This window comes from Actinocrinis sp. (assembly GCF_035946395.1).
GTDB lineage: Bacteria > Actinomycetota > Actinomycetes > Streptomycetales > Catenulisporaceae > Actinocrinis.
Genome location: NZ_DASYZI010000438.1, coordinates 1 through 25,774, shown reverse-complemented (window position 1 = coordinate 25,774; position 25,774 = coordinate 1). Strand labels below are relative to the sequence as shown.

Below are 25,774 nucleotides of genomic sequence, written 5' to 3'. Positions count from 1 at the left end.
CTGAGCCCCCAAACAATCAGCCACTGAACGCTCAACCCATGAACACCGAGTCCCCGAACACCGTTTCGTCGCGCGCCATGCCATCGAACACCATGTCACCGAACACTGATCACACCTCGTCGAACACCCTCAAGGTCGGCATCCTGCTGCCGACCCGCGAGGCTGCCATCCGTGGCAATTTCTCCGTCGCGCCGCTGCTCGATCTGGCCCAGCGCGTGGAAGAGCTCGGATTCGACTCGCTGTGGGCCGGGGACTCACTGTTCGCCAGGCCTCGGCTCGATCCGCTGATCGTGCTGGCCGCCTGCGCCGGGGCGACCCGGCGGGTCACCCTCGGCACCGCGGCGTTGACGGCGGCACTGCGGCACCCGCTCATCGGCGTCAATATGCTGACGAGCCTGGAGCACGCCGCGCCGGGGCGGCTGCGGATCGGCGTCGGGTCGGGCTTTCCGGTTCCGGAGAGCGAGCACGAATTCGGTTCGGTCGGCATCCCGTTCGCCAGGCGCACCGCCCGGCTCGACGAGACCGTGCGGCTCTGGAAACGGGTCTGGGCCTGCGGATCGGCCACGGACCCGGCCGCCGTCCGCAACCTCGCCGATTATCAGGGCACGCTCTGGGCAGCCGACAGCCTCGACCGGCTTCCCGGCCCGGCCACTCCCGGCGGTCCCGGCGTGTGGCTCGCCGCCGGCGCAACTCCCAGGGTCCTGTCACGCGTCGCAAAGTTCTACGACGGCTGGCTGCCGTTCCTGCCGGATCCGGCCGAGTACCGCGCCGCTTGGGACCGCATTCGCGAGTTCGCTGACGAAGCCGGGCGTCCGGCCGGGGCGATCGAGCCGGGGCTGTACGCGACGGTGTACGTCGATGGTGACCGCGCACGCGCCGAGGCTCGGCTCGAAGAATACGTACAGGGCTACTACGGCCGCTCGCTCGAATTCATGTCCGCCATTCAGGCCTATGGCCACGGCTCGCCCGAGCAGTGCGCGCACTGGCTGGCCGGGTTCGTCGAGGCCGGAGCCAGGCAGCTGGTGCTGCGGATCGGCGCACTCGATCCCGTCGGCCAACTCGACCTCATCGCCCGCGAGCTGCTACCGGTCCTGCGCGAGGCGACGGCCAAAACCACGGCCGCAGCCGCGTTGCCCACGTCGTCCGCACCACCCGCATCCGCGCTCGAACCCGCACCCGCCGGGAGCATTCATGCCTGACCAGAGCTTGCTCGATCACGACGACGCCGCAACCGCCACGCCGACCGGCGCGAGCCTGTCCGCGCAGAGCGGCGTCACCGGCCGCTGGTTCCTGCCCGAGGCGGACTCGAACGCGCCGGTGCGCCTGTTCCTGTTCCCGCACGCCGGCAGCGGCGGGATGATCTACCGTCCGTGGCCGGCGCTGCTGCCGGAGGACGTGGCGCATCAGATCGTGCAGATACCCGGCCGCGAGATGCGCCGCAGCGAGCCGTCGTTCCTCCAGATCGAGCCGCTGGTCGAGGCGCTGTACGAGGCGCTGGTGGACGAGCTGGACGAGCGGCCGTTCGCCTTCTTCGGCCACTGCCTCGGTGCGCAGCTCGCGTACCGGGTCACCCTGCTGTTCGAGCAGGACGGCATGCGCGGCCCGATCCTGCTCGGGACCTCCGGCTGGACCCCGGTGGGTTTCGCGATGACCACCCTGGAACAGGCGCACATGCCCGAGCCCGAGCTGATCAGGTGGATGAAGAACCTCGGCTCCTTCCCCGAGGAGGTCTACGACGACCCGCAGATGCTCTCGATGATCATCCCGGCGCTGCGGGCCGACCTGGAGGTCAGCGCGACCTACCTGGACGACGGCGCGCCGATCCGTCCTCCGATCGTCGCCTACAGCGGCAAGTCGGACCCGCTGATGCCGCCGGAGGCGATGGACGCCTGGATCCCGCGCACCCCGGCGTTCCTCGGCAACAGCACCTTCCCCGGCGGCCACTTCTACATCGACCACGCGGAGCACCGGCTGGCCGTGATCGCCGACTACATCCGCCATCTGCGACGCGAACTGGCCAAGGCTGGCCGCTGAAAGACGACTGCTCGCAGCTTCGCCGCCGCCACGCCACACCATTACCTCAGAGGTCATTGTCGACCATCCGGTCGCCAGGTAGCGTCGAGTATCGACACAGAGATCTGCGAAAGCCGAAGGGGGAAGCGCCGCGCCATGCCCGCATCGCGGGCAGCGGTCGGCGCGGCGGGCGACCGATGACCGACATGTTGCAGTTCCAGCGGCCGATCGGCGACCAGCTTCGCCAGTGGCGCGAGCGGCGCCGGCTCAGCCAGATGGACCTGGCGTTGCAGGCCGAGGTGTCCACCCGGCATCTGAGCTTCGTGGAGACCGGCCGTTCCAAGCCGAGCCGCGAGATGATCCTGCGGCTGGCCGAGCAGCTCGACCTGCCGCTGCGTGAGCGCAACCACCTGCTCCTGGCCGGCGGATACGCCCCGATCTACGCGGAGAGCGCACTCGACTCGCCGCACATGGCCGCCGCGCGCGAGGCCGTTCGCCGGCTGCTGACCGGCCACGAGCCGTACCCCGCCGCGGTGGTGGACCGCTCCTGGAACATCGTGGACGCCAACGCAGTGCTCGGGGTCTTTACCGCGGGCAGCGCACCGTGGCTGCTGGAACCCCCGGCCAACGCGCTGCGCATCAGCCTGCACCCGGACGGCATGGCGCCGCGGACCATCAACCTCGGCGAATGGCGCGCGCACCTGCTCGGCAGGGTACGCAGACAGGTGGCGATCACCCGCGACCCCGAATTGTCCGAACTGTACGACGAACTGCTCGAATACCCCTGCCACCAGCCCGAGCCGGAAGTCGAGGTGCCGGGCCCCGGCAGCATCTTCGTGCCGCTGCGGGTCCAGTACGAGGACCGGGAGCTGGCCTTTTTCAGCACCATCGCCACCTTCGGCACCCCGCTGGACATCACCGTGGCGGAACTCGCCATCGAGTCCTTCTTCCCAGCGGACGAGGAAACGCGGCGCTTCCTGCTGCACTGGGCAGACGATCGGAAGAACAGCCCGCCGAACAACACGATGAACGGCACAGCGAGCGGCACGATGAACGGCGCGGCGAATGGCACAGCAAACGGCCGGGCCGCGGGATGAGCCCCGAGAGCGCGCCGTCGCACGACCTGCCTGACACGCCCGACCAGCCCGACCAGCCCGACCAGCCCGACCAGCCCAGTCTGCCTACCTTACCCGATCTGTCCGACCTGCTCGCCCTGATGCCGTTCGCCTCCCAACTGGGCATCGAACTGCGGAAGGCCGAGCCCGGGGAGGTTATCGGCAGCCTGGCGTATTCGCCACGGCTGTGCACCGCCGGCGGCGTGCTACACGGCGGAGCGCTGATGACGCTGGCAGACACGCTCGGCGCCGTCTGCGCCTACCTCAACCTGCCGCCGGGCGGCCGCACCGCAACCACCACCTCGGCAACGAACTTCCTGCGTCCGGTCGGCGCCGGCTCCGTGACTGGCACGGCGACTCCAGTGCACCTCGGCCGCAGCGTGATCGTCGTACGCATCGACGTGACCGACGCGCACGGCAAGCTCGCGGCGACCACGACACAGACTCAGGCCGTGCTACCCGGCCCGCAGGAACGCAGGACCTAGCGCCGAGGTTCTAGCGCATCTCGGCTCTAGCGCTGGCGGGGCCCGGAATCCCTCACCCCGGGCCCTGCTGGCGTTGTCGCCCTCTTACACTCCTGCGCATTTCTTTTCAGCACCCGCCTTCACACTCACGTCAGAGACGTGTCAGGGCCGAGTCAGACATCTGAGCCATTATGGATATCAGAAGGCAACAACCAAGCGTGATCCCGACAAGATCCCAAGCGACAATCCCAGCAACATCCAGCGAGATCCAGGAGAGGTCCCCGTAGTGGCCCAGCGGGGACCGGGACTTCCCGGTCGGGCTTTGCCCGCGCAGGTTCGAATCCTGCCCTCTCCGCCGCACGTGCGCCGCGTGACGGGCGCCACGGCCCCCGGCCCGACATCCGCCAAGCCGCGCTTTTCCCCGGCCCCGGTCGCGAATCGTGCCTCCACCCAGAAGCACCCGGGAGGCATTATCAATGACCAGTGGATGTCCGCGACTCGCAAAGCCCTGATGACTACGATCCCATCGCGATCGCGGGCAGCGCGCCACCCGTGCCACCACGCGTAGCAGGCGCCGTTACGAGAACCCGATCGTCGCGCTGTTCACCGTGCGGGACGGGAGGATCGCGCGGGTCGACGAGTACTTCGACACCGCGTATTTCAACAGGACCCTGTTTCCGAGCGCCAGCACGTGACGCCACGCCACACCGCCGACGAACTCGCGGCACTACTGGTCCGCCGCCTGGCGGATGAGCCGGACCGCGTCGGCCACGCCACCGTCCCAGGCCGGGCCGTGGCCGGGCAGGACCCAGGTCGCGTCCACGGCTTCGATGTGGTCGAGCGACGCCAGGGCCTGCTGCGGTTCGAGGGTGAACGGCGCGGGCTTCGGGCCGGTCACGCCGGTCAGCACGTTGCGGGTCGTCATGGTGTCCCCGACGAAGAGCGCGTCCACCGCCGCGACGTGCACCGCCACGCTGCCGGGCGTGTGGCCCGGCGTGTGGATGATCCGGGGTGACCCGGGGACGTCGAGCACCTGGCCGTCCTCGACCGGTCGCAGTTCGCCGACCGGTCGGATGCGCAGCCCGCCCTCGCGGGCCGAGTACCACAGGAAGCCGGCCAGCGGCCCGACCTTGATCGGGCCCCAGCCGCTGTTGGGCTTCTTCACCTCCAGCCTGGCCCGGCCGTCGTCGGCCGGGTGCAGGTAGGCCGGAATGCCCTTCTCACGGGAGAGTTGCGCGGCGAAGCCGATGTGGTCGGTGTCGCCGTGTGTGAGGATCAGCGCCCGCACATCGTCCAGGGTCAGCCCGATCCGCTCAAGTTCACCGTTCAGCAGGTTCCAGTAGCGAGGCAGCCCCGCGTCGATGATCGTCACGCCACCCCCGTCGACGACCAGGTAGCTGTTGACGAGGTCGGAGCCGATCCGATACAGGCCTTCGGCGATCTTCATGACGGCACGCCTCCCAGGCGAACTCAAGGCTATTTCTGTTACCCTTCAAGGGTTACCCTAGTTAGCCTTCGCGTGGTACGCAAGTAGGATGTACGACCTCTGCTGACAAGGAGGCCAGAACTTTGCCCGCCCACGCGCAGACCTCGACCGCCGCCATCGTGGCGGCCGGACGGCGCCTGCTGGAAGAACACGGCGCGGATGCGCTGACCATGCGCGACGTGGCCGACACGGTCGGAGTGCGCACGCCATCGCTGTACAAGCGGGTGCGCAGCCGCTCCGACTTGTTCCGGCTCATCGTGGAGGACGTGGCCGGTGAGCTGAACGCGGCCATCGACGCCGCAGCCAACTCCGGCGACCCCGCCGCGGACCTTCGGGCGACGGCACGCGCCTACCGCAGTTTCGCCCGCGCGAACCCGATCGCGCACACGCTCTTGTTCGTGCCACAGGCCGCGACCGGCGGGACCGCACTACCCGAACGCACCACGGCGACGCTGCTTCGCCTCGTCACCGAACTGGCCGGTCCGCACAACGCGCTGCCGGCGGCACGCACGGTCGTGGCTTGGGCCTACGGGTTCATCACGATGGAGCTGGCAGGAGCCTTCCAACTGACCGGCGACATCGAACAGGCCTGGGACTTCGGCCTGGACCACGTGCTGAACGCGATCCAGCAAACGTAGAGCAACCGAGGATTGGTGTGGTTCGCGGTTCGTCGTCACAGTGATTTGACGTGCATGCGCCCTGATGAAGACCTCTGTTGTCTAGGAGCCGTACGACCCGCCACTCGACGGCTGAAATGGCACCAACCCCGAGTCGCTATACGGCCCCGGCTTGGTCATGACCGTAATGCCAGGAACCTGTGCAACTGCTCGGCAAGCGAATCGGGCTCCAGACCGCGGAAGGTATCTGTGACAGCGTCCATGGGTCTCAGGGTATAGACGTCGACCTCTGACGGCTGACGCGGACCCTCAAGCACGAGACTTGCTGTTGGCAGTCCACGATCGGGCACCACGCGATGCAGTACTTCGCTCGTCAACGTGTAAAAGGAACCTGTCACAAGGTATGCATCCATGACGCACCGTAGAGCGCGTGTTCCCTGGGGTACGAGCGTGAACTCCTTCGCACCCGATTCCGATTGATACTTGTACGCGCAGTAGGTCGCCCCTTGGGCGCCTGATCGGAACTCCTGGTGATGGTATCCACCGAATAGTATCGTTGTGGCAAAGTCCCACCGGTGATTGTGGACGCTGCCGGCCTCAATCACCGCATAGTAGTGCTCGTATCCCACTCGAAGCATGCTTCGTTCCGGTCTGATCGGGTCACCAGGTGACCGGCAGCGCGTGGACGCCGTAGATCAACATGTCGTGCCGGAACGGGATCTGGTCCAGGTCCACCGCGAGGGCCAGGTCCGGCAGCCGGTGCAGGATCCGCTCAAGCGCGACCTCGACCTCGACCCGGGCCAGGCTCGCGCCGGGGCAGGCGTGCGGGCCGTGGCCGAAGGCGAGGTGGCGGTTGAACTCCCGGTGGATGTCGAGGCGGTCCGGGTCCGGGAACACGCTGGGGTCGTGGTTGGCAGAGGGCTGCGAGGTGATCACGCCGTCGCCCTTCGCCATGTGCACCCCGGCGAACTCCATGTCCTCGGCGGTGACCCGGATCAGGTCGTGTTGCTTGAGCGAGGCGAAGCGCAGCAGTTCCTCAAGCGCCGTGCGCAGCAGCCGCGGTTCACGCCGGATCTCGGCGAGTTGGTCAGGGTTCTGCAAGAGGTGGATCACGCTGATGCTGATCTGGTTCGCGCTGGTCTCGTGCCCGGCGAACAGCAGCAGCGAGCCCATCGCGAGCAGCTCGAAACGGGTGAGCTCGCCGCGCGCCTCGAACTGGTGCACAAGCCGGCTGATCAGGTCGTCGCCGGGCTCCGACTGCTTCGCGGTAGCGAGTTCGTCCAGGAGCGCGGCCAGCTGGGCGAGCGCCGCGCTGGCCTGCTCGGCGGTCGAGTCGGCGCGCGCGATCGTCCGGCTGCACTGCTGGAAGACGGCGCTGCGCTGCGCCGGCACGCCGAGAATCCGGGCGATCGCCATGGACGGCAGCGGTAGCGCGAAGGACTCGACCAGGTCCGCCGGCTTTCCCGACTCGAACATCCGGGCCAGCAGGTCATCGGCCATCTGCTCGATCTCGGGCCGCAGCTCGCGCATCCGGCGCATCGCGAAGTCCGACGTCACCATCTTGCGCAGCCTGCCGTGGTCCGGGGCGTCCATGCGCACGAACGAGAAGGCGCCGGGCGACGGGGGCACCGGATTGAGGCTGGGGAAGTTCGGCTGTAGGAAGTCCGAGCTCATCCGCGGGTCGGCGAGCGCCGCGCGCACGTCCTCGTACCGGGTCAGCAGCCAGGCCGGTCGACCGTTCGGCATGCGCACCCGCACCGGCGGGTGGCCGCGCAGTTCGGCGTAGACGGGCGGGGGCAGCAGTGGGTCGGTGCGCGGCACGGGGTAGTCGAGTGCCTGCGGTCCGAGTACGTCTACATCCTCACGAAGCATCGTCTGCTCCTCAGTGGCCTGATGGCCGGTGGATTGGTGGCGCAGTGGGTTGATGGATTGATGGCGCAGTGGGTTGATCGTCTGATGGATCGGTGGCGTGGTGGATCGGTGGCCTAGCGGGCGGGTCGGTGGCCTAGCAGGTGGGTCGTCGGGTGATCTCCAGGACGGCCGCGCTGAAGGTGAAGCTCGTGTCGACGGCGAAGAGCGTCACGCGGTCGCCGGGTTCGAGCTCGTCATGCTGCGCTAGGTAGTCGAGCCCTGCGATCTGGTCGCCGCCGCCCAGGTGGCCGACGTAGCGGCCGAACTGCCGCCACAGGGTCTGCTCCCCGGTGAAGCCGAGCACGTCGTGCACCTCGCTCTGGCCGCCGTCGCGGTGCACATAGCCCAGATCGCGGTGGTCCGGGCCAACCAGTCCGGCGTTCACGACCTCTTCGAGGAGTTGCGTGGTGGACGCCAGCCACGCCCCGGTGCCGGTGCCGGCGACGGCGACGGCGACGGCGACATCCCCATTTACGCGCACTGCGTTTCCTTCCACGGAGGCTGTCAGGTGAAGTGGGCCGTCTTCTCGCCAGCCGGGCGGACGGGCTGTGCAAGACGTGCGCATCGAGGCTGGCTTGCAGAACACCCCGGCCGCTGGGGCGGACCGGGGCGCGGTTGCGGAGAGGGCAGGATTCGAACCTGCGCGGGCAAAGCCCGACCGGGTTGACCCGGTCCCCGCTGGGCCGCTACGGGGACCTCTCCAAGGGGAGTCGTTGCTGGTGCGCTTCACCGCATTCGGTCATCCGAACGCCGTGCTCTGATCTTCTGCGCTCTGATCCTCTGCGCTCTGATCTTCTGTGTTCTGCGTTTCTATCTTTGCTCTGCGTTGCTCCGTCCTTCCGATAACCATGTTGCAGCAGCCGTCTGACACGACTCTGATACGTTCCTGACGGCTTGCTGGGCCGCCCCCACCTGCGTTTCCGGACGTGCCGTGCCGCGTCGTCGTTACCTGGCACGTCATCGACACGGCGGCGGCGGCCCTGAACCATGGGTCGCAACGAGGGAATTCCGGCCGTTCAGGAGCGAGTCGATGACCACGCACGCCAATACCCCGGGGTCGGCGGGCGCCGCCGACGCGGAGCCGACCGGCTCGGGGCGGGCGCAGCCCGCGGCGGCTCAGACGGCGGACGCCGCGCCACCGTGGAACGTACTGACGATCCTCCTGGTCCCGGTGTTCATGATGACGCTCGACATCTTCATCGTGAACGTGGCGATCCCGTCCATCCAGACCGAGCCAAACGCCAGTCCCGCCGCCGTCCAGTTCGTCATCTCCGGCTTCGCGCTGGCCATCAGCATCCTGCTGCTGATCGTCTTCACGGTCGCGGTGGCCGTCCTGGTGCAGTTCCTCACCAAGCGTGCGGCGAAGGCGCCGCAGGCCGCACGGCGTCAGCCAAGGCCTGGCCCATAAAGATCCTTCATTATCTGGTAAGTAATCGACTGTGTGACCTCGCTCTGGAAATCTGGTGACGTACCGGAGCAAAACATCCAGGGCGAGAGCCCGCTGTGGCCGAGGAGGAACGATGAGCGACATTCCGAGTACCGTCGAGCGCTACATCTCCCTGTGGAACGAGACCGACGCCGACGCCCGCAAGCAGGGCATCGCAGAGGTCTTCGCCGAGGACGCCACGTACACCGACCCGCTGGCCGACGTCAGCGGCCGCGACGGGATCAACGCGGTACTGGCCGGCGCGCAGGGCCAGTTCGCCGGCTTCACCTTCAAACTGCTGACCGCGGTGGACAGCAACCACCACATCGCGCGGTTCAGCTGGGAACTGCTCCCGCCGGGCGGCGGCGAGTCGGTCGTGATCGGTTCCGACGTGGCGGCCTTCGGCGAGGACGGCAAGATCCGCGCCGTCTACGGCTTCCTGGACAAGGTACCCGCAGCTTAGGGGTGCTTGAGCTGTGGGGCCGGGGTCGTGTCACCTGTCACGCACGCTTGCCGCGTTGTCGGGTTGTGCCCATACCGCCGGTATGGGCAAGGCCCTCCGCCCTGCGATCGCGCCAGACACCGCGCCCTGAATCCAGCCCCACGGCCCGAACACCCCCCAGAACACCACGTCGCAGTAAGCTGCGATGGCCGGAGCCCACCTGGCGGGGGCTCCGGCCATCGCGCGTCCCGTGTTTGCGCTCTGTGTTTGTGGTCTGTGTTCGTGCCCTGAATCGGTCAGCCGGCCGCGGCGAGGCCGCGGATGAGGTCGAGGTCGGCCGCGCCGGCGAGCCCCGCGTGATAGATCCGGATGCCGGAGGCTCCGGCCGAACGCACCGCGGCGAGTACCCGCGCGGCGTTCTGCGCGTTGGCGCCCATGCCGCCGATGGCCAGCATGCCGGAGACGACGCGCAGCCCGGCACGCCTCGCGTTCACCGTCAGCCTGACGGTTTCGGCGGCATCTTCGGCGCTGCCCCAGCAGTTGACGACGACACCGTCGGCGCCGCCCGGCAGCGTCGCCGAGTCCAGGCCGGTGAACGCGGTCGAGCGGTGTGCGATCGGCTGGCCGTGGAAGAGCACCGGGAAATCAGCCTTCGAACGCCGATCCCGCACGGCCTCGACCACCTCGGTGCGCAGCCGGTCGGCGACCGCGCCACGCATCCCTAGCACCGCAGAGGCCAGATCCGGTCCGAGCAGCGCGTCGATCTTCGAACGCTCCGACACTCCGGAATGCGCCCCGGAACTCTCGCCGGAGAAGACACCGTCCAAGGCGGTGCGCACGACCGAGCGCAGTTCGGCCGGATCGACGCCGGCCTCGCGGTACTCACCATCGCAGGCGACGCAGAAGCACAGTGAGAACAGGAACTGCTCCGCCTGATCAAGTGGCACTCCGGCCACCTTGTCGTGCGCGTGCAAGTGGTCGAAGCCGTACCAGCCGCAGGCCTCGAATTCGGCGCCCGCCACATCACCGCGCCCGGCGACCTGTCCGGCGATGCGTACCGCATAGTCGCGTACCTCACCGCGCGCCGGACACAGCGTCCACGGATAGACATCGCCGTACGCGTTGACCACCGCAGCACCGACGTCCGCGCCGGGGCCCGGATCGACATGGTTGAACACCACCCACGCATGCGCCGGCACACCGGCGGACGCGAGCGCCTTCGCGGCGGAGCCGAACGCGTCGTCCTGCTCCAGCCAGGTCTGCCGGCGCGGGCGCAACGCGGCGCCGGACCAGCGGGCTTCGTCCAGCGGGAAGTACGCGGCACTGTGGTCGGCCACCACCACCCGGTGCCCCGGGTGCCGCGGTGTCAGAACCCTGGTCGCGTGGTAGACGGCCGCGAGCGTGACGTGGCCGACGCCGAGACCGGCCAGCACCTCCGGCGCCGCCGGGTCACCGAGCACGTCCCAGGGATACACGTACGCCGCCGAGTCAAGGGGCGCGACAGCGGGTTCCGGGGCCGCATCAGGTGTCTGCATCATCGTCCAGAACCTCGGGCGCCGGCCGGTCCGGACGGTCCGGGCGCATGTGCGTCACAGCGTACCGGCGCGATCCCGCCGTGCCATCCGGGCTCTTCAGGGCTTGGCCGGGGCTTTGTACGCGGCTGTGGGCTCGTCCGCCGCTGCGCGCCGGCCATCCTGCGCCGCGGCCCCGGCCAAGCCGGAAGAGCCGTGCCGTCTGGTCACCGGCCGTAGCCGGCGGGAACCGCCACACCCGACGCGTGCATGAAATTTTCCGCATCTGGCCCGCAAAATTTCAGCTCGGACAGCTCGAACCTTGACTCGATGCCGCGATGAGCCCTACGTTCACCAGCGCCTAATCCAGTCATGCGGCTCCCAAAACTTTCGAGAGCTTCTGACAACGGCGTCGCGACCACGATCTCTTCGAAGGAGGAGAAGCCCAGTGAGGAAGAGAGCCAGAGCACTGGCCGCGAGCATGGCGGTCGCCACGACCGCCGCGTTCGGCGGGCTGCTCGCACTCGCCCCGACCGCCTCGGCGGCCAGCCTGGTACAGATCACGAACTTCGGCTCCAACCCCGGCAACAACCTGATGTACGAGTACGTGCCGAGCAACGCGGGCACGCACCCGGCGATCCTGGTGGCGCTGCACCAGTGCACCGGCACCGGCCCCGGCTTCTACTCAAGCACCGAGTTCGCCTCGCTGGCCAACCAGTACGGCTTCGTCGTCATCTACCCGGACGCCAACCGCAGCGGCCAGTGCTGGGACGTCTCCTCCAGCCAGGCGCTCACCCACAACGGCGGCAGCGACCCGTCCAGCATCGTCTCGATGGTCCAGTACGTCGAGCAGCACAACGGCGGCGACTCGTCCCGGGTCTACGTCACCGGCGCGTCGTCCGGCGCGATGATGACCGACGTCCTGCTCGGCAGCTACCCGGACGTGTTCAAGGCCGGCGCCGCGTTCATGGGCGTGCCGTTCCACTGCTTCTACACCGGCACCGTCGACGGCTGGAACTCCGCCTGCGCCAACGGCCAGGTCTCCAACACCCCGCAGGCCTGGGGCGACTACGTGCGCAACGCCTACCCCGGCTACGGCGGCGCGCGTCCGCGCGTACAGCTGTGGCACGGCACCGCGGACGGGACGCTGAACTACAACAACTTCGGCGAAGAGATCAAGCAGTGGACGAACGTGCTCGGCGTGAGCCAGACGCCGACGTCGACCTCCACGCTCAACGGCACGTGGACCCACACCACCTATGGCAGTTCCACCAGCCCCGTGGTCGACGCCTACAGCATCTCGGGCGCCGGCCACGTCCTGCCGCAGAGCGGAATGGCCGCGTACGCCATCCACTTCTTCGGCCTCGACGGGTCCACGCCGCCGTCCTCGGCACCGCCGTCGACCACGCCGCCGTCGACGACGCCTCCATCCACCACACCGCCGTCCACGACCCCGCCGAGCACCACGCCTCCGCCTCCCGGCGGCTGCCACGTGGCCGACGTGATCAACTCCTGGAACACCGGCCTGACCTCGAACCTCACCATCACCAACAACGGCTCCACCGCGATCAACGGCTGGAAACTCACCTTCACCCTGCCCTCCGGACAGGCCATCACCTCCGTCTGGAACTCCACCATCACCCCGTCCAGCGGAGCGGTGACCGCCACCAACCTCAGCTACAACGCCACCATCACGGCCAACGGCGGCACCACCACCCTCGGCTTCAACGCCAACCAGACCGGCAACATAAGCGCACCCACCAGCTTCGCCCTCAACGGCACCGCCTGCTCCGTCAGCTGATCTCTATCATCGCCGCCGACTACGGCCGACCGGCCATAAGTGAATAAGCCCGGCACATCCAACAACCGGTGGCGCCACGTACTGACGGTACGTGGCGCCACCGCCACTTTCGATCATCGCGAATCCGTTTCGGCCGTTCGGAGTGCCGTTTCGCCCCGCGCGTGGCAATGGCGAATCAACAGGTCCCCGATAACTCGACCCCGCAGGCCCCGGTGTTATCCTGGCCGCGATATCCGGTATCCCTCGAGAAAGCGCGCTCCATGGCACGGAAAGTGGAAGTGACCCTCGTCGACGATCTCGATGGCGGCGAGGCCGAAGAGACGGTCGCCTTCGGTCTCGACGGAACGCGATACGAGATTGATCTGAGCTCCTCGAACGCCGAGAAGCTGCGCGACACGCTCGCCAAGTTCATCGACGCGGCACGCAGGGACAAGGGCGGCCGACAGCCCGTCCGCGCCGTCGCGCGCAAGGCGGTGGCCGGACCGAACACTTCGGACGTCCGGGAATGGGCCAAGGCCCAGGGATACGAGGTATCGGAACGCGGCAGGGTCGCGAACGACCTCATCGTGAAGTTCCAGGAAGCGAACACCTGACACCGCGTCGGCCACGCCGCGCGGTATTCGCCATTCGCGTCATGCACGACGGCTTGCTCTTCCGCGGATCTTCCGTGGAGGGGCAAGCCGCATCGCGACAATCAGGACAAGCAGCCGACGTGCGCGAGAGCCTGTTTGAGCAGGACTCCCTGACCACCCGGCATATCCTGCTGGACCATCGGTGACGCCGCTTCCTGCGCAGTGAACCAAACCAGATCCAACGCATCCTGCCGAGGACGGCAGTCTCCCGTCACCGGGACGATATAAGCGAGCGCCACCGCGTGCTGCCGCGGATCGTGATACGGCGTAATCCCCAGCGTCGGGAAATACTCGGCGACGGTGAAAGGCTGGATGGAAGCCGGAATCCGGGGCAGCGCGACCGGGCCGAGATCCTTCTCCAGGTGGCGCAGCAGCGCGTCGCGGACGCGCTCGTGGTGCAGCACCCGGCCGGAGACGAGCGTGCGGCTGATGGTCCCGTCCGGCCCGATGCGCAGCAGCAGGCCGATGCTGATCACCTCGCCGCACTCGTCGACGCGCACGGGCACCGCTTCGACGTACAGGATGGGCATCTGAGCCCGCGCGGTCTCCAACTCATCCGTGGAGAGCCAACCGGGCGTCGTCTCGATCACGTCAGACTCGGACACCGGCCGATCGTACCGTCACAACACGGTTCGCCGCGCCGCGGTGCGTTAGGGGTGTTGAGATGTGGGGCCGGGATCGCGGCGCCTGTCACGCACGTTCGCCGCGTTGTCGAGCCTTGCCCATACCTCCATCCGCCTTGCGATTGCACGCGCCAGACACCGTGCCCTGATCCGACCCCACAGCTCAAACACCCCCTAGTCTCGGGATCATGCAGACGAACGTCCCGACGCCGGTCGGCGAGGCCCGCCTCACCCGTTTCCCTGCGGCGGGCCGTCGCCGTGCCGCGCTCGTGCTGAGGCACGGTGCCGGCGGCGGCATCGAAGCCCCCGATCTGCAAGCCCTCGCCGCGGCGCTGCCCGCGCTCGGCATCGAGGTCACGCTGGTGGAACAGCCCTGGTGGGTCGCGGGAAGGGCAGCGGCGCGCCTGACAGATACACGCCGCCCTGGAAACGCAGGCGTCAGTTCGCGGCGGTGAACCGGCCGCGCCGGTGAGCGGGCCGCTCGATCTCGTCGATCATGGCGACTGCGTAGTCCTCCGCACTGATCACGTCGCCGACCGGCGACTCGGTGCCGGACACGTAGACGCCGGTGCGCTCGCCGGGCTGGATCACCGGCGCCGGGGAGAAATACGTCCAGTCGACGCCCTCGCCGAGCCCGCGCATGTAGTCGAGCGCCTCCGCGCCGATCAGCGCCTCGGGCTTGTAGATGTCGGGGAAGTCGGCGCCGTCGAGCAGCCGCTTTCCGTCGACGAGCAGCGAACCGGCGCCGCCCACGACGATCAGCCGCGCGCTGCCGAGCGTCTCGACCAGGTTGCGTAGGTGCGCGAGGTACTCGCGCGGGTCACCGCCGGTACGGCTCGGTCCGGTCGCCACGACGACGACGTCCGCCTCGTCGGCGATTCGCTTGGTGAGCCCCGCGTCCCCGGCATCGCCCTGCACCGCGTGCGCACCGGCGGGCAGCCCGCCGCCCGAACGGGTGATGCCGATGACCTCGTGGCCGCGTGCCAGCGCCTCGGCCACCACCCGGCCGCCGATCATCCCGGTCGCGCCGTAGACCGCGATCTTCGTCATATCAAGTGCCTGCTCTCGTTCGCCGCGTCTGGTTGACACGGCAAAGTTATCCAATGAGCGGAGGGCAGCATGAACGCCGTTGGGATGAACACTGCTGGCATGAACGCCGTTGGGATGAACACTGGTGATGTGAACACAGCCGACGAACCGACCGCGCGCCTGCTCGCCGACCTGGATCAGTATCTCGACCAGGCCGTCGGGGATCAGCGCGGGGCGCTGTGGCGCCTGGCCGAGCCCGCGCGCCAGCTCGACGCGAACCTGATCCGGCTGCCGCCCGGCGCCGAAGTCCCCGTGCACATGGAACCGGACGTGGATGTACTGCTGCTCGCGGTCGGCGGGCACGGCGTCCTGCACACCGACACCGGACCGGTCGAGCTGTCCACTCACACGCTCGCCTGGCTGCCGCACGGCAGCCGGCGCTCGATCACCGCCGGTCCCGACGGCTTGGCGTACGTGACCGTACACCGCGCCCGAACCGGCCTGCGTATCCGCCCGCCGGCCGGTGCACAACAGGCGAGTTGACGCAGCGTCAGGGCTCGCCACTCATCCGGTCCACCGACTCCAGTCGTCGACGCGCTCGACGCTGATCGGCGTGGCCGCAGTTCCGGCGGGATGGGCCGTGACGACGGTCCCGAACAGCGCCCGCCGGATCGAGCGTGGCTGGCCGGGCGCCGACGTCGCGTCGTCGACCTGGACGACCTCGCAGCTCGGCGAGCCGGGGCTGCCGAGCAGATAGATCTGGCCCGGCGGAATCCGATCCGGCGGGACGGACAACGAGAACCGCGTCGAGCGCGCCGCGATCGATTCGAGCAGTGTCAGCGGCGGCGCGTCAGCGAGAGCGGTGAACAGGTAGCCGCCGCGCCCAGACCCGGAATCGCCTTCACCACCGGTCCTGTACTCGGCCTCGTCGTCTGCCTCGGTCTCGTCGTCCGGCAGCCGGTCGGCGTGCCGGGCCGGGTCGTCCTGATCGTGCGGGTGCCTTGGAAGTCTCACGCCTCATTCTCTCCGCCACAGGCGGCGCGCTGTCGATCGTAATTCTGCGTACAGGCGGCCGGGATCGAGACGACGAGCGGTGACGGCCGCCCGTCGACGCGCGAAGAGAGCCGCCCGCCCTACAGTTCGGGTGCGGGAGTCACGTCCAGCTCGGTCTCGGCGTAGTGGTTGAAGTAGTTCGTGAACAGGTTCGCGGCCACGTGCGCGAACAGTTCGGCCAGTTCCTCGTCGCCCCATCCGGCAGCCAGCGCCTGCTTCCACGCCACGTCGGAGACGTCGCCGACGTTGGCGGCGATCTCCCGGGCCAGGGCGAGCAGCGCGGACAGCTTCGGGTCGAACTCGACCTCGCCCCGCCGGATCGCCAGCGTCTCATCGGCAGTGAAGCCGGCGGCGACGGCGGCGGGCGTGTGCGCGGACTGGCAGTACTGGCAGCCGTCCTGCGCTCCGACGGCCAGGGCGATCGCCTCCCTGGTGCGCGTGTCGAAGGTCGAGTGCTGGGCGATCGCGGAGCTCATCGCGTCATATGCGGCCAGCACGATCGGCGCGTGTGCCATCCCCGCGTAGATGTTGCGCGGCCGGCCGTTGTTTCGCCTGGCGAATTTCTCCAGAGTGTCGCGGACGGCCTCGGGCGCATCGTCCAGGGTGCGCGCGGGGATTCTCGACATGAGCAGTTCTCCTGTCTGGTCCAGCAACCGCTGTTACGAGTAGAACCCATGGGTCACTTCGGCGTCTGCCCGAGTGACGCAAGTGACGGCACGTTGGAGAACGTAGCGCCGGACGGTCGCCACGGGGAGGCTAAACGCGATCTGCGGCAATAAGGAGGTAATGGAAGCTGCCTTCCCGGTACGCGGTGAGGAAGGTCTCCTCGATTCCGGTCGCCACGGACGAGCGCGCCCGCAGGTCCCAGTACGGGATCGTCACCGGCGTCAGGTCCAGCACGGTGATCGGGGCCAGGCCGTTGGCGGCCAGCGCGCGGAAGTAGGCGCTGCGCGGGTGGATGTTGCAGGTGTAGTGCTCGTCGATGCGGCTGACGGCCTTGGAACGCAGGCCGGTGACGTCGTTGGAGCAGCCGGTGATGCACACGTAGCGGCCGCCCGGCGCGAGCAGCCGGGAGAACTCGTCGTAGAGCTCGTCCAGGTCGACGTACATCGTCGTCTCATTGGTCCAGATCCCCTGCATCGAACCGGGTTCGAATCCGGTGTCGAGCATGTTGCGGAAGTGGAACCGCACCTGATCGTCCAGCCCGCGCTGTGCAGCGCAGTCGTTGGCGAATCCGACCTGGTACTCGGATATGGACACTCCGTCCACCCGGCTGCCGAAGCGGAGGTGCGCCATCAGGCCGGTGCCGCCGCGGCCGCTGCCCGCGTCGAGCAGCCGGTGCTCCGGCTCGACGTCGCCGAGATGGTCGAGCAGGACCTCGGCCTGCGCGGTCTCCAGCCGGTGCATCTCCTCGACGATCCGCCGCTCCCGTTCGGCCGGCGGCGCCTCCAGCACGGCCGGGTCGTAGTCGCCGAGGCCGTAGTGGTGGTGGTAGAGCCCGTCCACCTCGCCGAGGCGCAGGTTGACCGGGTCCTGGGTGCGCGTGTTCCAGTACTCTGCGACAGACTTCTGATACGCGGTGCGCAGCACCGGGGCGAGCTGGGACAGGGACTGCGTCATCGGTTCGACTCCTTGTCGCGGGCCGTTGCGTAATGTGTGGTGCTGCGGTGCCACTCGTGGTTGCCGCCCATCCAGGCCCACACTCCGACCAGGTACCGGGCCAGCATGGGAGATCCGGCGGCGGCCAGCGCGGCGGCCTCCCGCTCGTAGGTGTGCACGAGCTCGTCGTGCAGCGCCGCGGCGCGCCGCACCGCCTCGCCGGGCGAGCAGCGCTCCTCGACGGCGATCAGCGTGGGCAGGTTGTAGTCGTAGTCGGCGCCGCGCTGCTCTTTGCTCATCGAGTACAGGTCGTTGACGAGCGTGGCGGCCAGTGCCGCCATCAGCACGGCCCGGCGCACCGGGGGCGCGCCGTACTCGGTGGCGGAGAGGTGATAACCGCCGACCACGTCGACCAGGCAGATGGTCGGCATGAAGTTGTTCTGCTGGCGCTCGGCGAGGTACTGCCACACCGGCGGGATGTACTTGCACTGCCGCCAAGAGCCCTCGGTGTTGTAGCCGTTGAACAGCGCCGCCACTTCGAGGCGCAGCCGGTTGAGCTGCCCGGGGGCCGCGTACTGCGCAACGTGCTTGAAGCCCGAGCGCAGCGCGACGCGCACCGGGTCCTCCCGCAGCGCCTCGTCTAGAACCGGCTGCCGTGCCGAGCCGATCCAGGGCGGGTCGACGGCCGTGTACGCCAAGCCGAGTCGGGCGCCGAGCAGTTCGGGCTGCGCGTCGTCACCGTCGCAGTACACGTCGTCGGTGGCCCACTCGGCCAGCGCGCACTTCGCGGCGGCAAGCAGCCGGTCCGGGTCGTCGGACTCGGGGTGGGCGAGCATGATGAACCGGCCGAAGTCAGCGGCGCGGATGTGGTCGAGCTTGTCGGCAAAGAGGCCGATCTCAGCGGCCCACGCGATGAGCCGCTCGTTGACGAGCCCGCCGAGCGCCGGGTCGTCGCGCAGCGCGGGCGGGCAGTAGAGCTCGGGAACGGCCCCGCTGCGACCACGTGCCGCGCCCGCGGCGTGGTCGGGCGGCGCACCAAGGGTGGCCGAGCCGCCCGAGCCGGGGATCCCCCGTCCAGCCGCGTCGCTCGGCGCGGCCGGACGGGGAATGGGGTGCAACGCCGAGGTACCCAGCCCTCGCGGCCGGCCGACCACCGGCCGGCCGGCCCCGAGCCCAGCGGATCCAAGACCAGCGGATCCAAGACCAACGACCCCGAGCCCAACGACCCCAGGTCCACCGAGCACTGTTCGCTGGAGGTGCAGTGAGGCCGGTGCCGAGGGCGGCGCCGCGAGCAGCGCGAGGGCCAGCTCGGCGGCCTCGGTCCGCGCGGGCGGCGCGGTCACGCGGGTCATCAGGGACATGGCGGGCTCAGTCCTCTCCTCGGATGTCGGCACGGTGCTGATGCGGCACCGATGTCGTGTCAGTGCCGGGTCAGTGCGGTATCAATGCCGTGCCTTCGAGTTGCCGGTGGATCACAGTGCGCGCACCTTCAGGCGCGCGGCCTGGAGACCTCGACGTTCTCCAGCACGCCCAGCGCATCCGGCACCAGCACGGCGACCGAGTAGTACGTGGACACCAGGTACGAGATGACGGCCTTCGCGTCGATCCCCATGAAGCGGACGTTGAGTCCGGGTTCGAGCTCGTCGGGAATGCCGGTCTGGTGCAGGCCGACCACGCCCTGGTCGTCCTCGCCGGTGCGCATCGCCAGGATCGACGTGGTCTGGCCGTCCCCGATCGGCAGCTTGCCGCACGGGAAGATCGGCACGCCGCGCCAGGCCGGGACGTGGTGGCCGTTCACCTCCGCGGTGCCGAAGTACAGGCCGCGGCTGTTGCACTCGCGGCCGAAGGCGGCGATCGCCCTGGGGTGGGCGAGCAGGAACCGGGTGCCGCGCCGCATGCGCAGCAGCTCGTCCATGTCGTCCGGGGTGGGCGGGCCACCGTGGGTCTGGATGCGGTGGCCGTTGTCGGCGTTGGCCAGCAGCCCGAACTCGTTGTTGTTGATCAACTCCCATTCCTGGCGCTCGCGCAGCGCCTCGACGGTCAGCCGCAACTGCTGCTCGGTCTGGTTCATCGGGTTGTTGTAGAGGTCGGCGACCCGGCTGTGCACCTTGAGCACCGTCTGGGCGACGCTGAGTTGGTACTCGCGCGGTTCGAGCTCGTAGTCGACGTACGTGCCGGGCAGCGCGAACTCGCCCTCGTGGCCGGACGCCAGCTCGATCTCCCGCTCGCCGTGCCGGTTGGCCGGCCGCTGGGTGTCGGTGAGGTAGCGCATGACCGAGTCGCGCAGTCCCGCCGAGCGTTCGAACAGCTCCTGGAACGCGGGCCAGGGCAGCACGAGCAGCGTGCCGGCCGTGGCAGCCTTGACGGTGTAGCTCCACAGCGCGTCATCACGCGCCATCGCCTCCTCGCCGATGTGCTCACCGTCGGCGGCGAAGCCGACCACCGTGCTCTCCCCGTACTTGCCGGTGCCGACCTTGTTCACCTTGCCGTGCCCGACCAGGTAGACCTCGCTGATCGGCTGGCCCTCCTCGGCGAGGACCTCGCCCGCGGCGATCTCCCGCGAGGTGAAGCGGGAGGCCAGTTCCTCCAGCAGTTCCGGGTCGTCCAGGGTGCGCAGCATCGGCAGCTCGACGAGTGAGGGTGCGAACACCCGCATCCCGACGCCGTTGCGCACGAAGCCGACCCGGCCGCTGCCGGTCGCGTAGGTGAGCCGCCGGTTGACCCGGTACGTGCCGGCCGAGACCTGCACCCACGGCAGCATGCGCAGCAGCCAGCGGGACGTGATCCCCTGCATCTGGGGAACGGATTTGGTGGTGGTCGCCAGATTCCGCGCCGCCGCGACGCTCAGGCTCTGCTGGGTCCGCTCGGCCGCCTGCGCCGGTCCGGACTGTTCGGGAATCGTCGCTGTCATTGTCAAGCCGCCTCCGCAACGGATCGCGATGCACGTCGTGCCTTTGTGCCTTGCCTCCCAGCAAACCGGGGTGACGTACGGTCGCCAATGGCGCTCCGGATGCACGCCATGGCTCTACGTGATTCATTAGTGACTCTACGTGACACTAATGAGGGATTGATCAGTACAGTCGTACACGTATGGAGGCTGACATGCCGCGCCATCGCGTTCGGCCAGGTGAACCACACGATCGCGTGGTTTGAATTCCGCCGCGCCGACCGATGCGGCACGGTCCGTTACGTTCCGTAAGCATGATGCGTGCCCGACCGCTCGCCGCCGGAGCGTTGCCGCTCGCGGCGCTCGCCATGCTCGCCTCCGCCGGTACGGGAGCCGGCGCGCCGCGCGAGAGCGCAGCCGGCGCACTGTCGGTCTACGGTTCGGTGAGCGCGTCAGGCCTACCACTGCACGGCGACGAGTACAGCGTCACGCTGACATACACGCTGTCGAACGACAGCGCTCTGCCCATCCTCGGCATCACCTGGAGCGGCACGCTCCAGCAGTCGACCAGCACCGCCGCGCCGACCGGCAGCATGCTGATGCCCTTCGACTGCACACTCCAGCACACCGGCCTCGGTGCGCTCCTCGACCCGCGCGGCCTGCTGTTGCTCGGACCCGGTGCGACGGCGACGTGCACCGCAACCCTCGACCTGCCTCCGGGCTCTTACGCCGCCCTGCTGACAGTTGACGGATACGCCCTGCTCAACCCGGCGCTCCCGACACCCGGACGCGCCGCTCCCAGCACGCCATCACCGCCACTATCCCTTTCACCGTCCCCCTCACTATCGCCGTCACCATCCCTTTCACTTTCACCGCTCCGCTCACCATCACCATCACCGGCGCTATCGCTATCGCTGTGGCTGTCACCGTCACCGTCACCGGCGAGCCAGTCGTGTCCAGGCCTCCTAGACTGCCTCCCCCTGCCAGCGGTGTCCGCTCAGAGCGCCGTGCCGTTCACCCTCCTCACCCCGCCAAGCCCGCCGCCACCGTCACGGCCCCCATCGCCGTCACCGTCACCGTCGCGATCCGCAGTCGTCACAAGACCCGCGACGCCCGTGCCCCCTGCGTTGACGCCATCGCAGCACCCGATGCCGCCGCCTGCGTCCACGCGGCCGAGCCCGGCCCGGAAATCGAGCCCCAGTCCAAGCCCCAATCCGAGTCACAGTCCCAGCCCTAGTCCCAGTCCCAGCACGCCGCAGGTGTTCGCCACGCCGGACTGGGCCAAGCCGGTGCTCACCAGCACCGAGGTCCCCACCCCGCTCTTCGTCCTGATCATGATCGTGCCGGCCGTGGCCGCCGGCGCGGCTCTGCTCGGTAGGCGCCGCTGAAGGAGCGAATCCATGGCCGTAGTACTCACCTCACTGGTCGTCGTCGTCATCGCCGCCGCGATCGGCGCACTGAGCCTGCACGCACGGACCAGGCTGTTTCCCGACGCCCACCGGCACGGCGGTGAATCGTCAAAGGACTGGCACGACATCACCGGCTACGCGACGACGATGGTCGGTGTCTTCTACGCACTGATCGTCGGGCTGTCGCTGGTCTCGGTCTGGGAGAACCGCGACGCGGGGGCGCAGGACTCGCGAGCCGAGGCGGCCGGGCTGCATGAGGTCTACCTGCTCGCCACGAGCCTGCCCCCGGCGCCGCGCCGACAGATCCAGGCCGAGGCCGCCGCGTACGCACACTATGTCGAAACCGTGGAATGGCCGCAGATGCAGCACGGTGTACCGCTGCCCGAGACCGGCTGCTGGACTCCGCTCACCAGCCTGCGCGCGGCGGCGACCTCGTACCAGCCGACCACCACCGCGCAGAACCTCGCAGCCTCCGCCATCGTCACTCAGCTGGGCACGATCGACGCGGCGTGCATCGGGCGGCAGAGCGCCGCGAACTCCCGCATGCCGGCGCTGCTCTGGGTGGGCCTCATCCTCGGCGGGACACTCAGTGTGCTGACGGCCTTCGCGCACAGCATGGAGTGGCATGTGCGCCATCTGACCGTGGTCATGAGCCTGACCGGCCTGATCGGCTTCACCATGACCCTGATCTACGTGCTCGACAACCCCTTCATCCAGGGCTTCGGCCTCGGGCCCGGCCCGTTCGTCGCCGCGTTCCCGCCCGGATGAGTCACGGATTCGCCGGGACACGGGCAGGCACGGGGGCCGGCTCGACGCCGCCCGGCACGACCAGGCCGGACTCGTAGGCGAGCACGACCACCTGGGCGCGGCTGGACAGGTTCAGCTTGGCCATCGACCGGTTGAGGTGGGTCTTCACCGTGCCCTCGCTGACCACGAGGCGCTGGGCTATCTCGCCGTTGGACAGGCCGGTCGCGACGAGACGCAACACGTCTGTCTCCCGCGTGGTGAGCGCGGCCAACAGGGCCCGCTCCCGGGTGGCCGCCTGCCGTTCGGCCGCCGCGCGGGTCGCGACCGTCGAACGCCCCGAGGCGACGGCCGCGCCGCCGGCACCGCCTTCGCCGGCGACACCGCCCTCCACCGCGAAGTAGGCCTGGACCAGGCGCTGCGTGACCGTCGGCGAGAACAGAGTGTCGCCGTCCGCGACCGCGCTGAGCGCCGCGAGCAGCCGCTCCGGCGGCGTGTCCTTGAGGACGAATCCGCTCGCCCCGGCGCGCAGCGCCTTGTAGACGTATTCGTCGAGGTCGAACGTCGTCAGGATGAGGATGCGCGGCAGCTTCTCAGGGTGCGCGGTCTCCCGGCCCGAGCCGAGAATCCGCCGGGTGGCGGCGATGCCGTCGGTCTCCGGCATCCGGATGTCCATGAGCACCACGTCGGGCTCGGTCAACTCCGCCATGGTGACGGCCTCGGCGCCGTCACGGGCCTCACCGACCACCTCGTAGCCGGGCGCCGCCCGCAGGATCGCGGCGATCCCCGCGCGAATCAGCACTTGATCATCGGCGATCAGAACCTTGACCATGAACGTCCCGCCGTTCCTTTCTCCCGTGCGGCCCCCCTTTGCCGTCGGTTCCTGCTGCACTACTCGGCACTGCCCGGCTCTGGTCGCACAGCGCCGCCCTTCGCAGGGCCGTCTCACACAGAGCCGTCGTCGTGCCACAGGTCCGCGTCGCTGCTCGTGCTGCACGACCCGAGCGAGACCGCGCCCCCGCTGGCCTGGAGGCACGTGCCGTCGCCCACGTTCTGATACTCCTTGTCCGAACCTGGTCCGCTGACCATAGACCACACCTGCGCACTCCCGCCATCGCACGTTTGGGCGATGACCTGCCCATTCGAGCTCGCGGCGAGGCACGAACCGCTCTGCTCGTTGACGAGTTGGTACGCCCCGCCGGACAGCAGCCTGCTGAGCGACAGCTGGCTCTGCCAGCCTTCCGACTGGCTCGACGAGCAGGCCGTCTGCCCCGCAGAGCCTCCCGACTGCGTCAGGCAACTGCCGCTCTGCGCGTTCTGCAACCGGTGGTAGGCGCCCAGGTTCAGCAGCCCGCCGGACGTGTTCGTGTTCGTAGCCGACGCGCTCGGCGCGGCGCTCGTCGCAGCACCGGCCGGCGTCGTGACAACGGCTGGAACAGCGGGTGCGCTGTGCTTGTGCGTCGGCGTGGCGCTGGGCTTCGGCTTCGTCGGCGTTCGCGTCGGTGCAGCGTACGCGGCCGCGGTGACCGCAGAGTGGTGTGTCGAGGCCGCGGCGTTCGTTCCGTTCGAAGAGCCCTGCAACGCGACGATCGTCCACGCCGCGGTGCCGATCAGCGCGAGCAAGGCGACGAGGATCAGCGGCTTCCTCGCGCGCCGGCCACGACTCTCGGCACGATTTTCGTCATTGTGTTCAATGCGGCCGGATTCAACGCGGCGATCCGGGCGCCGTTCCACCCTGCGTTCGCTGCGCTTGCTCGCCGCGACGGCCGGACGCGCGTCGGGATCAGCCCGCTCCGGGCGCAACATCGTGTGGTCCGCACCGCGCGGCGAACCGTTCAACGAGGTGTCCGGTTCGAGGACGAACTCCCCCGTATCCGTATCCGTATCCGTGCCCGTCCCTGTTCTGGTCACCATCACCGACTCGCGGCCGTACTTCGGCCTCCTCGGCGTCGCATCGCCGCCGGTGCCGGTGACGGTGTTGGTCGCGGCAGCCGCGGCCCTGCCGCCGACCGGGGCAACCGCCGACGTCGCCATGGTGTCCGACATCAGCAGCGTGGTCGGCGCGCCGTCGGGAACCAGGGCTCGCAGTGTCCGCGCGAACTCGGCGGCGTCCGCGAACCGCTCCCCCGGCTCCTTCGCCATCGCCCGCACGATCGCGTCGGCCAGCCCCGGCAACTCAGGGCACTGTGGTCTCGGCGCCGGCTCGCTCACCACCCGGAACATGATCGAGCGCACGTCCCGGCTGTCCCCGCCGAACGCGGACCGCCCGGTGAGCAGCTGGTACAGCGTCGAGCCGAGAGCGTATATGTCAGAGGACGTCGTCGGGACGCCGCGCGAGATCAGTTCGGGCGCGGCGTGCTGCGGGGAGAACGCGTCCAGCACCGAGGCTGACGAGCTGGAGTCCAGCAGGCACGATACGCCGAAGTCGGCGAGCGCCGGCTCACCGAACCTTGATATCAGGATATTGTTGGGTGTCACGTCGCGGTGCAACACGCCGAGCGAGTGCGCCGCCGCGAGCGCTTCGGCGATCTTGGCGCCGACCACGGCGGTCTCGGCCGGGCTGAGCGGACCGGAACGCCGCAGCCGGTCCTTCACCGAGCCGCCGTCGTACAGGTCCATCGCCAGGTAGGGGCGGCCCGAGGCCGTCGTCCCGGTGTCCAGCACGGTCACGACGTGCGGATGGCCACTCAGCCGGCTGGCGAGCCGCACCTCGCGCAGGAAGCGGCGGCGGTTGTCCTCGTCCGGGCCGACGTTCAGCACCTTGAGCGCCACGGCGCGTTCGAAGGACTCCTGCACGGCCCGGTAGACGACGCTGAAACCGCCGTGCCCGATCCGCGCGAGGTCCCGGTAACCGGGGACCGACTCTGTCACGTCCGCGGGCCTGTTCGGTTCCTGCTCGGATCCCGTCTGTCCACTCAGCCGTGTCATGACCTGCGTTCCCGTCCCTGTTTCCTCGTACAACCGCGATAGGGCGGTGGTGGAGCGGCACGCCTCATCCGTGCCGCTCCACCA

General features: G+C 68.9%; 27 protein-coding genes and 2 tRNA genes. 14 read left to right on the top strand and 15 right to left on the bottom strand.

Annotated elements, in window-relative coordinates:
• The first annotated feature begins 92 nt into the window (after positions 1-92).
• The 5 genes from VGS97_RS27635 (at position 93) to VGS97_RS27615 (ending at position 3,947) form a co-directional block, all read left to right on the top strand.
• Complete coding sequence (locus tag VGS97_RS27635) at positions 93-1,199, top strand: LLM class flavin-dependent oxidoreductase (protein WP_414641855.1); 1,107 nt, start codon at positions 93-95, stop codon at positions 1,197-1,199.
• Positions 1,192-2,034 carry a thioesterase II family protein gene (locus tag VGS97_RS27630; RefSeq protein WP_326856603.1) on the top strand — a complete coding sequence of 281 codons (843 nt, stop codon included), beginning with the start codon at positions 1,192-1,194 and terminating at the stop codon, positions 2,032-2,034. Before VGS97_RS27635 ends, VGS97_RS27630 begins: the two co-directional genes overlap by 8 nt.
• A gap of 176 nt (positions 2,035-2,210) precedes the next feature.
• Positions 2,211-3,110: a helix-turn-helix domain-containing protein gene (locus VGS97_RS27625; RefSeq protein ID WP_326856602.1), complete on the top strand. Its 900-nt coding sequence runs from the start codon at positions 2,211-2,213 to the stop codon at positions 3,108-3,110.
• Between the two features lie 119 nt (positions 3,111-3,229).
• The gene (locus tag VGS97_RS27620; RefSeq protein WP_349262285.1) at positions 3,230-3,613 is read left to right on the top strand and encodes a PaaI family thioesterase; all 384 of its coding nucleotides are present in this window, start codon (positions 3,230-3,232) and stop codon (positions 3,611-3,613) included.
• Positions 3,614-3,863: 250 nt separating this feature from the next.
• Positions 3,864-3,947, top strand: a tRNA-OTHER gene (locus tag VGS97_RS27615).
• A gap of 372 nt (positions 3,948-4,319) precedes the next feature.
• Here the strand turns inward: VGS97_RS27615 and VGS97_RS27610 are convergent.
• A complete protein-coding gene (locus VGS97_RS27610) occupies positions 4,320-5,039 on the bottom strand; it encodes an MBL fold metallo-hydrolase (RefSeq protein ID WP_326856600.1) in 720 nt (239 codons plus the stop codon).
• A 122-nt stretch (positions 5,040-5,161) separates the two neighbouring features.
• On the opposite strand from VGS97_RS27610, the gene VGS97_RS27605 reads away from it, so the two are divergent.
• The gene (locus VGS97_RS27605; RefSeq protein WP_326856599.1) at positions 5,162-5,716 is read left to right on the top strand and encodes a TetR/AcrR family transcriptional regulator; all 555 of its coding nucleotides are present in this window, start codon (positions 5,162-5,164) and stop codon (positions 5,714-5,716) included.
• A 639-nt stretch (positions 5,717-6,355) separates the two neighbouring features.
• Here VGS97_RS27605 and VGS97_RS27600 read toward each other — a convergent pair.
• The 3 genes from VGS97_RS27600 to VGS97_RS27590 all read right to left on the bottom strand — a co-directional run bounded on the left by VGS97_RS27600 (position 6,356) and on the right by VGS97_RS27590 (position 8,308).
• On the bottom strand, positions 6,356-7,567 hold the full coding sequence (locus VGS97_RS27600; RefSeq protein WP_326856598.1) for a cytochrome P450: 1,212 nt from the start codon (positions 7,565-7,567) through the stop codon (positions 6,356-6,358).
• 133 nt (positions 7,568-7,700) lie between these two features.
• Positions 7,701-8,087: a hypothetical protein gene (locus tag VGS97_RS27595; RefSeq protein ID WP_326856597.1), complete on the bottom strand. Its 387-nt coding sequence runs from the start codon at positions 8,085-8,087 to the stop codon at positions 7,701-7,703.
• A 137-nt stretch (positions 8,088-8,224) separates the two neighbouring features.
• Positions 8,225-8,308, bottom strand: a tRNA-OTHER gene (locus VGS97_RS27590).
• 328 nt (positions 8,309-8,636) lie between these two features.
• Here VGS97_RS27590 and VGS97_RS27585 point away from each other — a divergent pair.
• Together VGS97_RS27585 and VGS97_RS27580 are read left to right on the top strand one after the other, a co-directional pair.
• The gene (locus VGS97_RS27585; protein WP_326856596.1) at positions 8,637-9,014 is read left to right on the top strand and encodes a hypothetical protein; all 378 of its coding nucleotides are present in this window, start codon (positions 8,637-8,639) and stop codon (positions 9,012-9,014) included.
• A gap of 112 nt (positions 9,015-9,126) precedes the next feature.
• The gene (locus tag VGS97_RS27580; RefSeq protein ID WP_326856595.1) at positions 9,127-9,495 is read left to right on the top strand and encodes a nuclear transport factor 2 family protein; all 369 of its coding nucleotides are present in this window, start codon (positions 9,127-9,129) and stop codon (positions 9,493-9,495) included.
• Positions 9,496-9,770: 275 nt separating this feature from the next.
• On the opposite strand, the gene VGS97_RS27575 is transcribed toward VGS97_RS27580, so the two are convergent.
• Positions 9,771-11,012: a hypothetical protein gene (locus VGS97_RS27575; protein WP_326856594.1), complete on the bottom strand. Its 1,242-nt coding sequence runs from the start codon at positions 11,010-11,012 to the stop codon at positions 9,771-9,773.
• A gap of 421 nt (positions 11,013-11,433) precedes the next feature.
• Between VGS97_RS27575 and VGS97_RS27570 the strand changes: the two genes are divergently transcribed.
• Both VGS97_RS27570 and VGS97_RS27565 read left to right on the top strand, forming a co-directional pair.
• A complete protein-coding gene (locus VGS97_RS27570; RefSeq protein ID WP_326856593.1) occupies positions 11,434-12,786 on the top strand; it encodes a PHB depolymerase family esterase in 1,353 nt (450 codons plus the stop codon).
• Between the two features lie 260 nt (positions 12,787-13,046).
• Positions 13,047-13,379, top strand: coding sequence for an Lsr2 family protein (locus VGS97_RS27565; RefSeq protein ID WP_326856592.1), 333 nt, complete (start codon positions 13,047-13,049; stop codon positions 13,377-13,379).
• Between the two features lie 101 nt (positions 13,380-13,480).
• Here the strand turns inward: VGS97_RS27565 and VGS97_RS27560 are convergent, their stop codons facing one another.
• Positions 13,481-14,008 (bottom strand): NUDIX hydrolase family protein, encoded by a 528-nt coding sequence (locus tag VGS97_RS27560; RefSeq protein WP_326856591.1) that lies wholly within the window; start codon positions 14,006-14,008, stop codon positions 13,481-13,483.
• 221 nt (positions 14,009-14,229) lie between these two features.
• Between VGS97_RS27560 and VGS97_RS27555 the strand changes: the two genes are divergently transcribed.
• Complete coding sequence (locus VGS97_RS27555) at positions 14,230-14,496, top strand: hypothetical protein (RefSeq protein ID WP_326856590.1); 267 nt, start codon at positions 14,230-14,232, stop codon at positions 14,494-14,496.
• Here VGS97_RS27555 and VGS97_RS27550 read toward each other — a convergent pair.
• Positions 14,480-15,091 carry an NAD(P)-dependent oxidoreductase gene (locus tag VGS97_RS27550; RefSeq protein WP_326856589.1) on the bottom strand — a complete coding sequence of 204 codons (612 nt, stop codon included), beginning with the start codon at positions 15,089-15,091 and terminating at the stop codon, positions 14,480-14,482. The genes VGS97_RS27555 and VGS97_RS27550 overlap by 17 nt on opposite strands.
• Before the next feature lie 99 nt (positions 15,092-15,190).
• Between VGS97_RS27550 and VGS97_RS27545 the strand changes: the two genes are divergently transcribed.
• Entirely contained in the window at positions 15,191-15,613 is a 423-nt protein-coding gene (locus tag VGS97_RS27545) for a hypothetical protein (protein WP_326856588.1), read from the top strand.
• Between the two features lie 21 nt (positions 15,614-15,634).
• Here the strand turns inward: VGS97_RS27545 and VGS97_RS27540 are convergent, their stop codons facing one another.
• The 6 genes from VGS97_RS27540 to VGS97_RS27515 all read right to left on the bottom strand — a co-directional run bounded on the left by VGS97_RS27540 (position 15,635) and on the right by VGS97_RS27515 (position 21,225).
• Positions 15,635-16,084, bottom strand: a complete 450-nt coding sequence (locus tag VGS97_RS27540; RefSeq protein WP_326856587.1) for a hypothetical protein — start codon at positions 16,082-16,084, stop codon at positions 15,635-15,637.
• A 119-nt stretch (positions 16,085-16,203) separates the two neighbouring features.
• Entirely contained in the window at positions 16,204-16,749 is a 546-nt protein-coding gene (locus VGS97_RS27535; protein WP_326856586.1) for a carboxymuconolactone decarboxylase family protein, read from the bottom strand.
• Between the two features lie 130 nt (positions 16,750-16,879).
• Positions 16,880-17,743, bottom strand: a complete 864-nt coding sequence (locus VGS97_RS27530; protein ID WP_326856585.1) for a geranyl diphosphate 2-C-methyltransferase — start codon at positions 17,741-17,743, stop codon at positions 16,880-16,882.
• Positions 17,740-19,083: a family 2 encapsulin nanocompartment cargo protein terpene cyclase gene (locus VGS97_RS27525; protein WP_326856584.1), complete on the bottom strand. Its 1,344-nt coding sequence runs from the start codon at positions 19,081-19,083 to the stop codon at positions 17,740-17,742. Before VGS97_RS27525 ends, VGS97_RS27530 begins: the two co-directional genes overlap by 4 nt.
• 128 nt (positions 19,084-19,211) lie before the next feature.
• Positions 19,212-20,633, bottom strand: coding sequence for a family 2B encapsulin nanocompartment shell protein (locus VGS97_RS27520; protein ID WP_326856583.1), 1,422 nt, complete (start codon positions 20,631-20,633; stop codon positions 19,212-19,214).
• Between the two features lie 409 nt (positions 20,634-21,042).
• A complete protein-coding gene (locus tag VGS97_RS27515) occupies positions 21,043-21,225 on the bottom strand; it encodes a hypothetical protein (protein WP_326856582.1) in 183 nt (60 codons plus the stop codon).
• A 643-nt stretch (positions 21,226-21,868) separates the two neighbouring features.
• Between VGS97_RS27515 and VGS97_RS27510 the strand changes: the two genes are divergently transcribed.
• Both VGS97_RS27510 and VGS97_RS27505 read left to right on the top strand, forming a co-directional pair.
• Positions 21,869-21,997: a hypothetical protein gene (locus tag VGS97_RS27510; protein ID WP_326856581.1), complete on the top strand. Its 129-nt coding sequence runs from the start codon at positions 21,869-21,871 to the stop codon at positions 21,995-21,997.
• A 12-nt stretch (positions 21,998-22,009) separates the two neighbouring features.
• On the top strand, positions 22,010-22,786 hold the full coding sequence (locus VGS97_RS27505; RefSeq protein ID WP_326856580.1) for a hypothetical protein: 777 nt from the start codon (positions 22,010-22,012) through the stop codon (positions 22,784-22,786).
• A gap of 1 nt (position 22,787) precedes the next feature.
• Here the strand turns inward: VGS97_RS27505 and VGS97_RS27500 are convergent, their stop codons facing one another.
• On the bottom strand, positions 22,788-23,594 hold the full coding sequence (locus tag VGS97_RS27500; protein ID WP_326856579.1) for a response regulator transcription factor: 807 nt from the start codon (positions 23,592-23,594) through the stop codon (positions 22,788-22,790).
• Positions 23,595-23,707: 113 nt separating this feature from the next.
• Entirely contained in the window at positions 23,708-25,633 is a 1,926-nt protein-coding gene (locus tag VGS97_RS27495) for a protein kinase domain-containing protein (protein WP_326856578.1), read from the bottom strand.
• Between the last annotated feature and the right edge of the window lie 141 nt (positions 25,634-25,774).

Bases quoted from the DNA above. Each gene is read 5' to 3' on its own strand.
- VGS97_RS27635 (WP_414641855.1), top strand. From the start codon at position 93: ATGTCACCGAACACTGATCACACCTCGTCGAACACCCTCAAGGTCGGC.
- VGS97_RS27630 (WP_326856603.1), top strand. From the start codon at position 1,192: ATGCCTGACCAGAGCTTGCTCGATCACGACGACGCCGCAACCGCCACG.
- VGS97_RS27625 (WP_326856602.1), top strand. From the start codon at position 2,211: ATGACCGACATGTTGCAGTTCCAGCGGCCGATCGGCGACCAGCTTCGC.
- VGS97_RS27620 (WP_349262285.1), top strand. From the start codon at position 3,230: ATGCCGTTCGCCTCCCAACTGGGCATCGAACTGCGGAAGGCCGAGCCC.
- VGS97_RS27610 (WP_326856600.1), bottom strand. From the start codon at position 5,039: ATGAAGATCGCCGAAGGCCTGTATCGGATCGGCTCCGACCTCGTCAAC.
- VGS97_RS27600 (WP_326856598.1), bottom strand. From the start codon at position 7,567: ATGCTTCGTGAGGATGTAGACGTACTCGGACCGCAGGCACTCGACTAC.
- VGS97_RS27585 (WP_326856596.1), top strand. From the start codon at position 8,637: ATGACCACGCACGCCAATACCCCGGGGTCGGCGGGCGCCGCCGACGCG.
- VGS97_RS27580 (WP_326856595.1), top strand. From the start codon at position 9,127: ATGAGCGACATTCCGAGTACCGTCGAGCGCTACATCTCCCTGTGGAAC.
- VGS97_RS27575 (WP_326856594.1), bottom strand. From the start codon at position 11,012: ATGATGCAGACACCTGATGCGGCCCCGGAACCCGCTGTCGCGCCCCTT.
- VGS97_RS27565 (WP_326856592.1), top strand. From the start codon at position 13,047: ATGGCACGGAAAGTGGAAGTGACCCTCGTCGACGATCTCGATGGCGGC.
- VGS97_RS27555 (WP_326856590.1), top strand. From the start codon at position 14,230: ATGCAGACGAACGTCCCGACGCCGGTCGGCGAGGCCCGCCTCACCCGT.
- VGS97_RS27550 (WP_326856589.1), bottom strand. From the start codon at position 15,091: ATGACGAAGATCGCGGTCTACGGCGCGACCGGGATGATCGGCGGCCGG.
- VGS97_RS27545 (WP_326856588.1), top strand. From the start codon at position 15,191: ATGAACGCCGTTGGGATGAACACTGGTGATGTGAACACAGCCGACGAA.
- VGS97_RS27535 (WP_326856586.1), bottom strand. From the start codon at position 16,749: ATGTCGAGAATCCCCGCGCGCACCCTGGACGATGCGCCCGAGGCCGTC.
- VGS97_RS27530 (WP_326856585.1), bottom strand. From the start codon at position 17,743: ATGACGCAGTCCCTGTCCCAGCTCGCCCCGGTGCTGCGCACCGCGTAT.
- VGS97_RS27525 (WP_326856584.1), bottom strand. From the start codon at position 19,083: ATGTCCCTGATGACCCGCGTGACCGCGCCGCCCGCGCGGACCGAGGCC.
- VGS97_RS27520 (WP_326856583.1), bottom strand. From the start codon at position 20,633: ATGACAGCGACGATTCCCGAACAGTCCGGACCGGCGCAGGCGGCCGAG.
- VGS97_RS27505 (WP_326856580.1), top strand. From the start codon at position 22,010: ATGGCCGTAGTACTCACCTCACTGGTCGTCGTCGTCATCGCCGCCGCG.
- VGS97_RS27500 (WP_326856579.1), bottom strand. From the start codon at position 23,594: ATGGTCAAGGTTCTGATCGCCGATGATCAAGTGCTGATTCGCGCGGGG.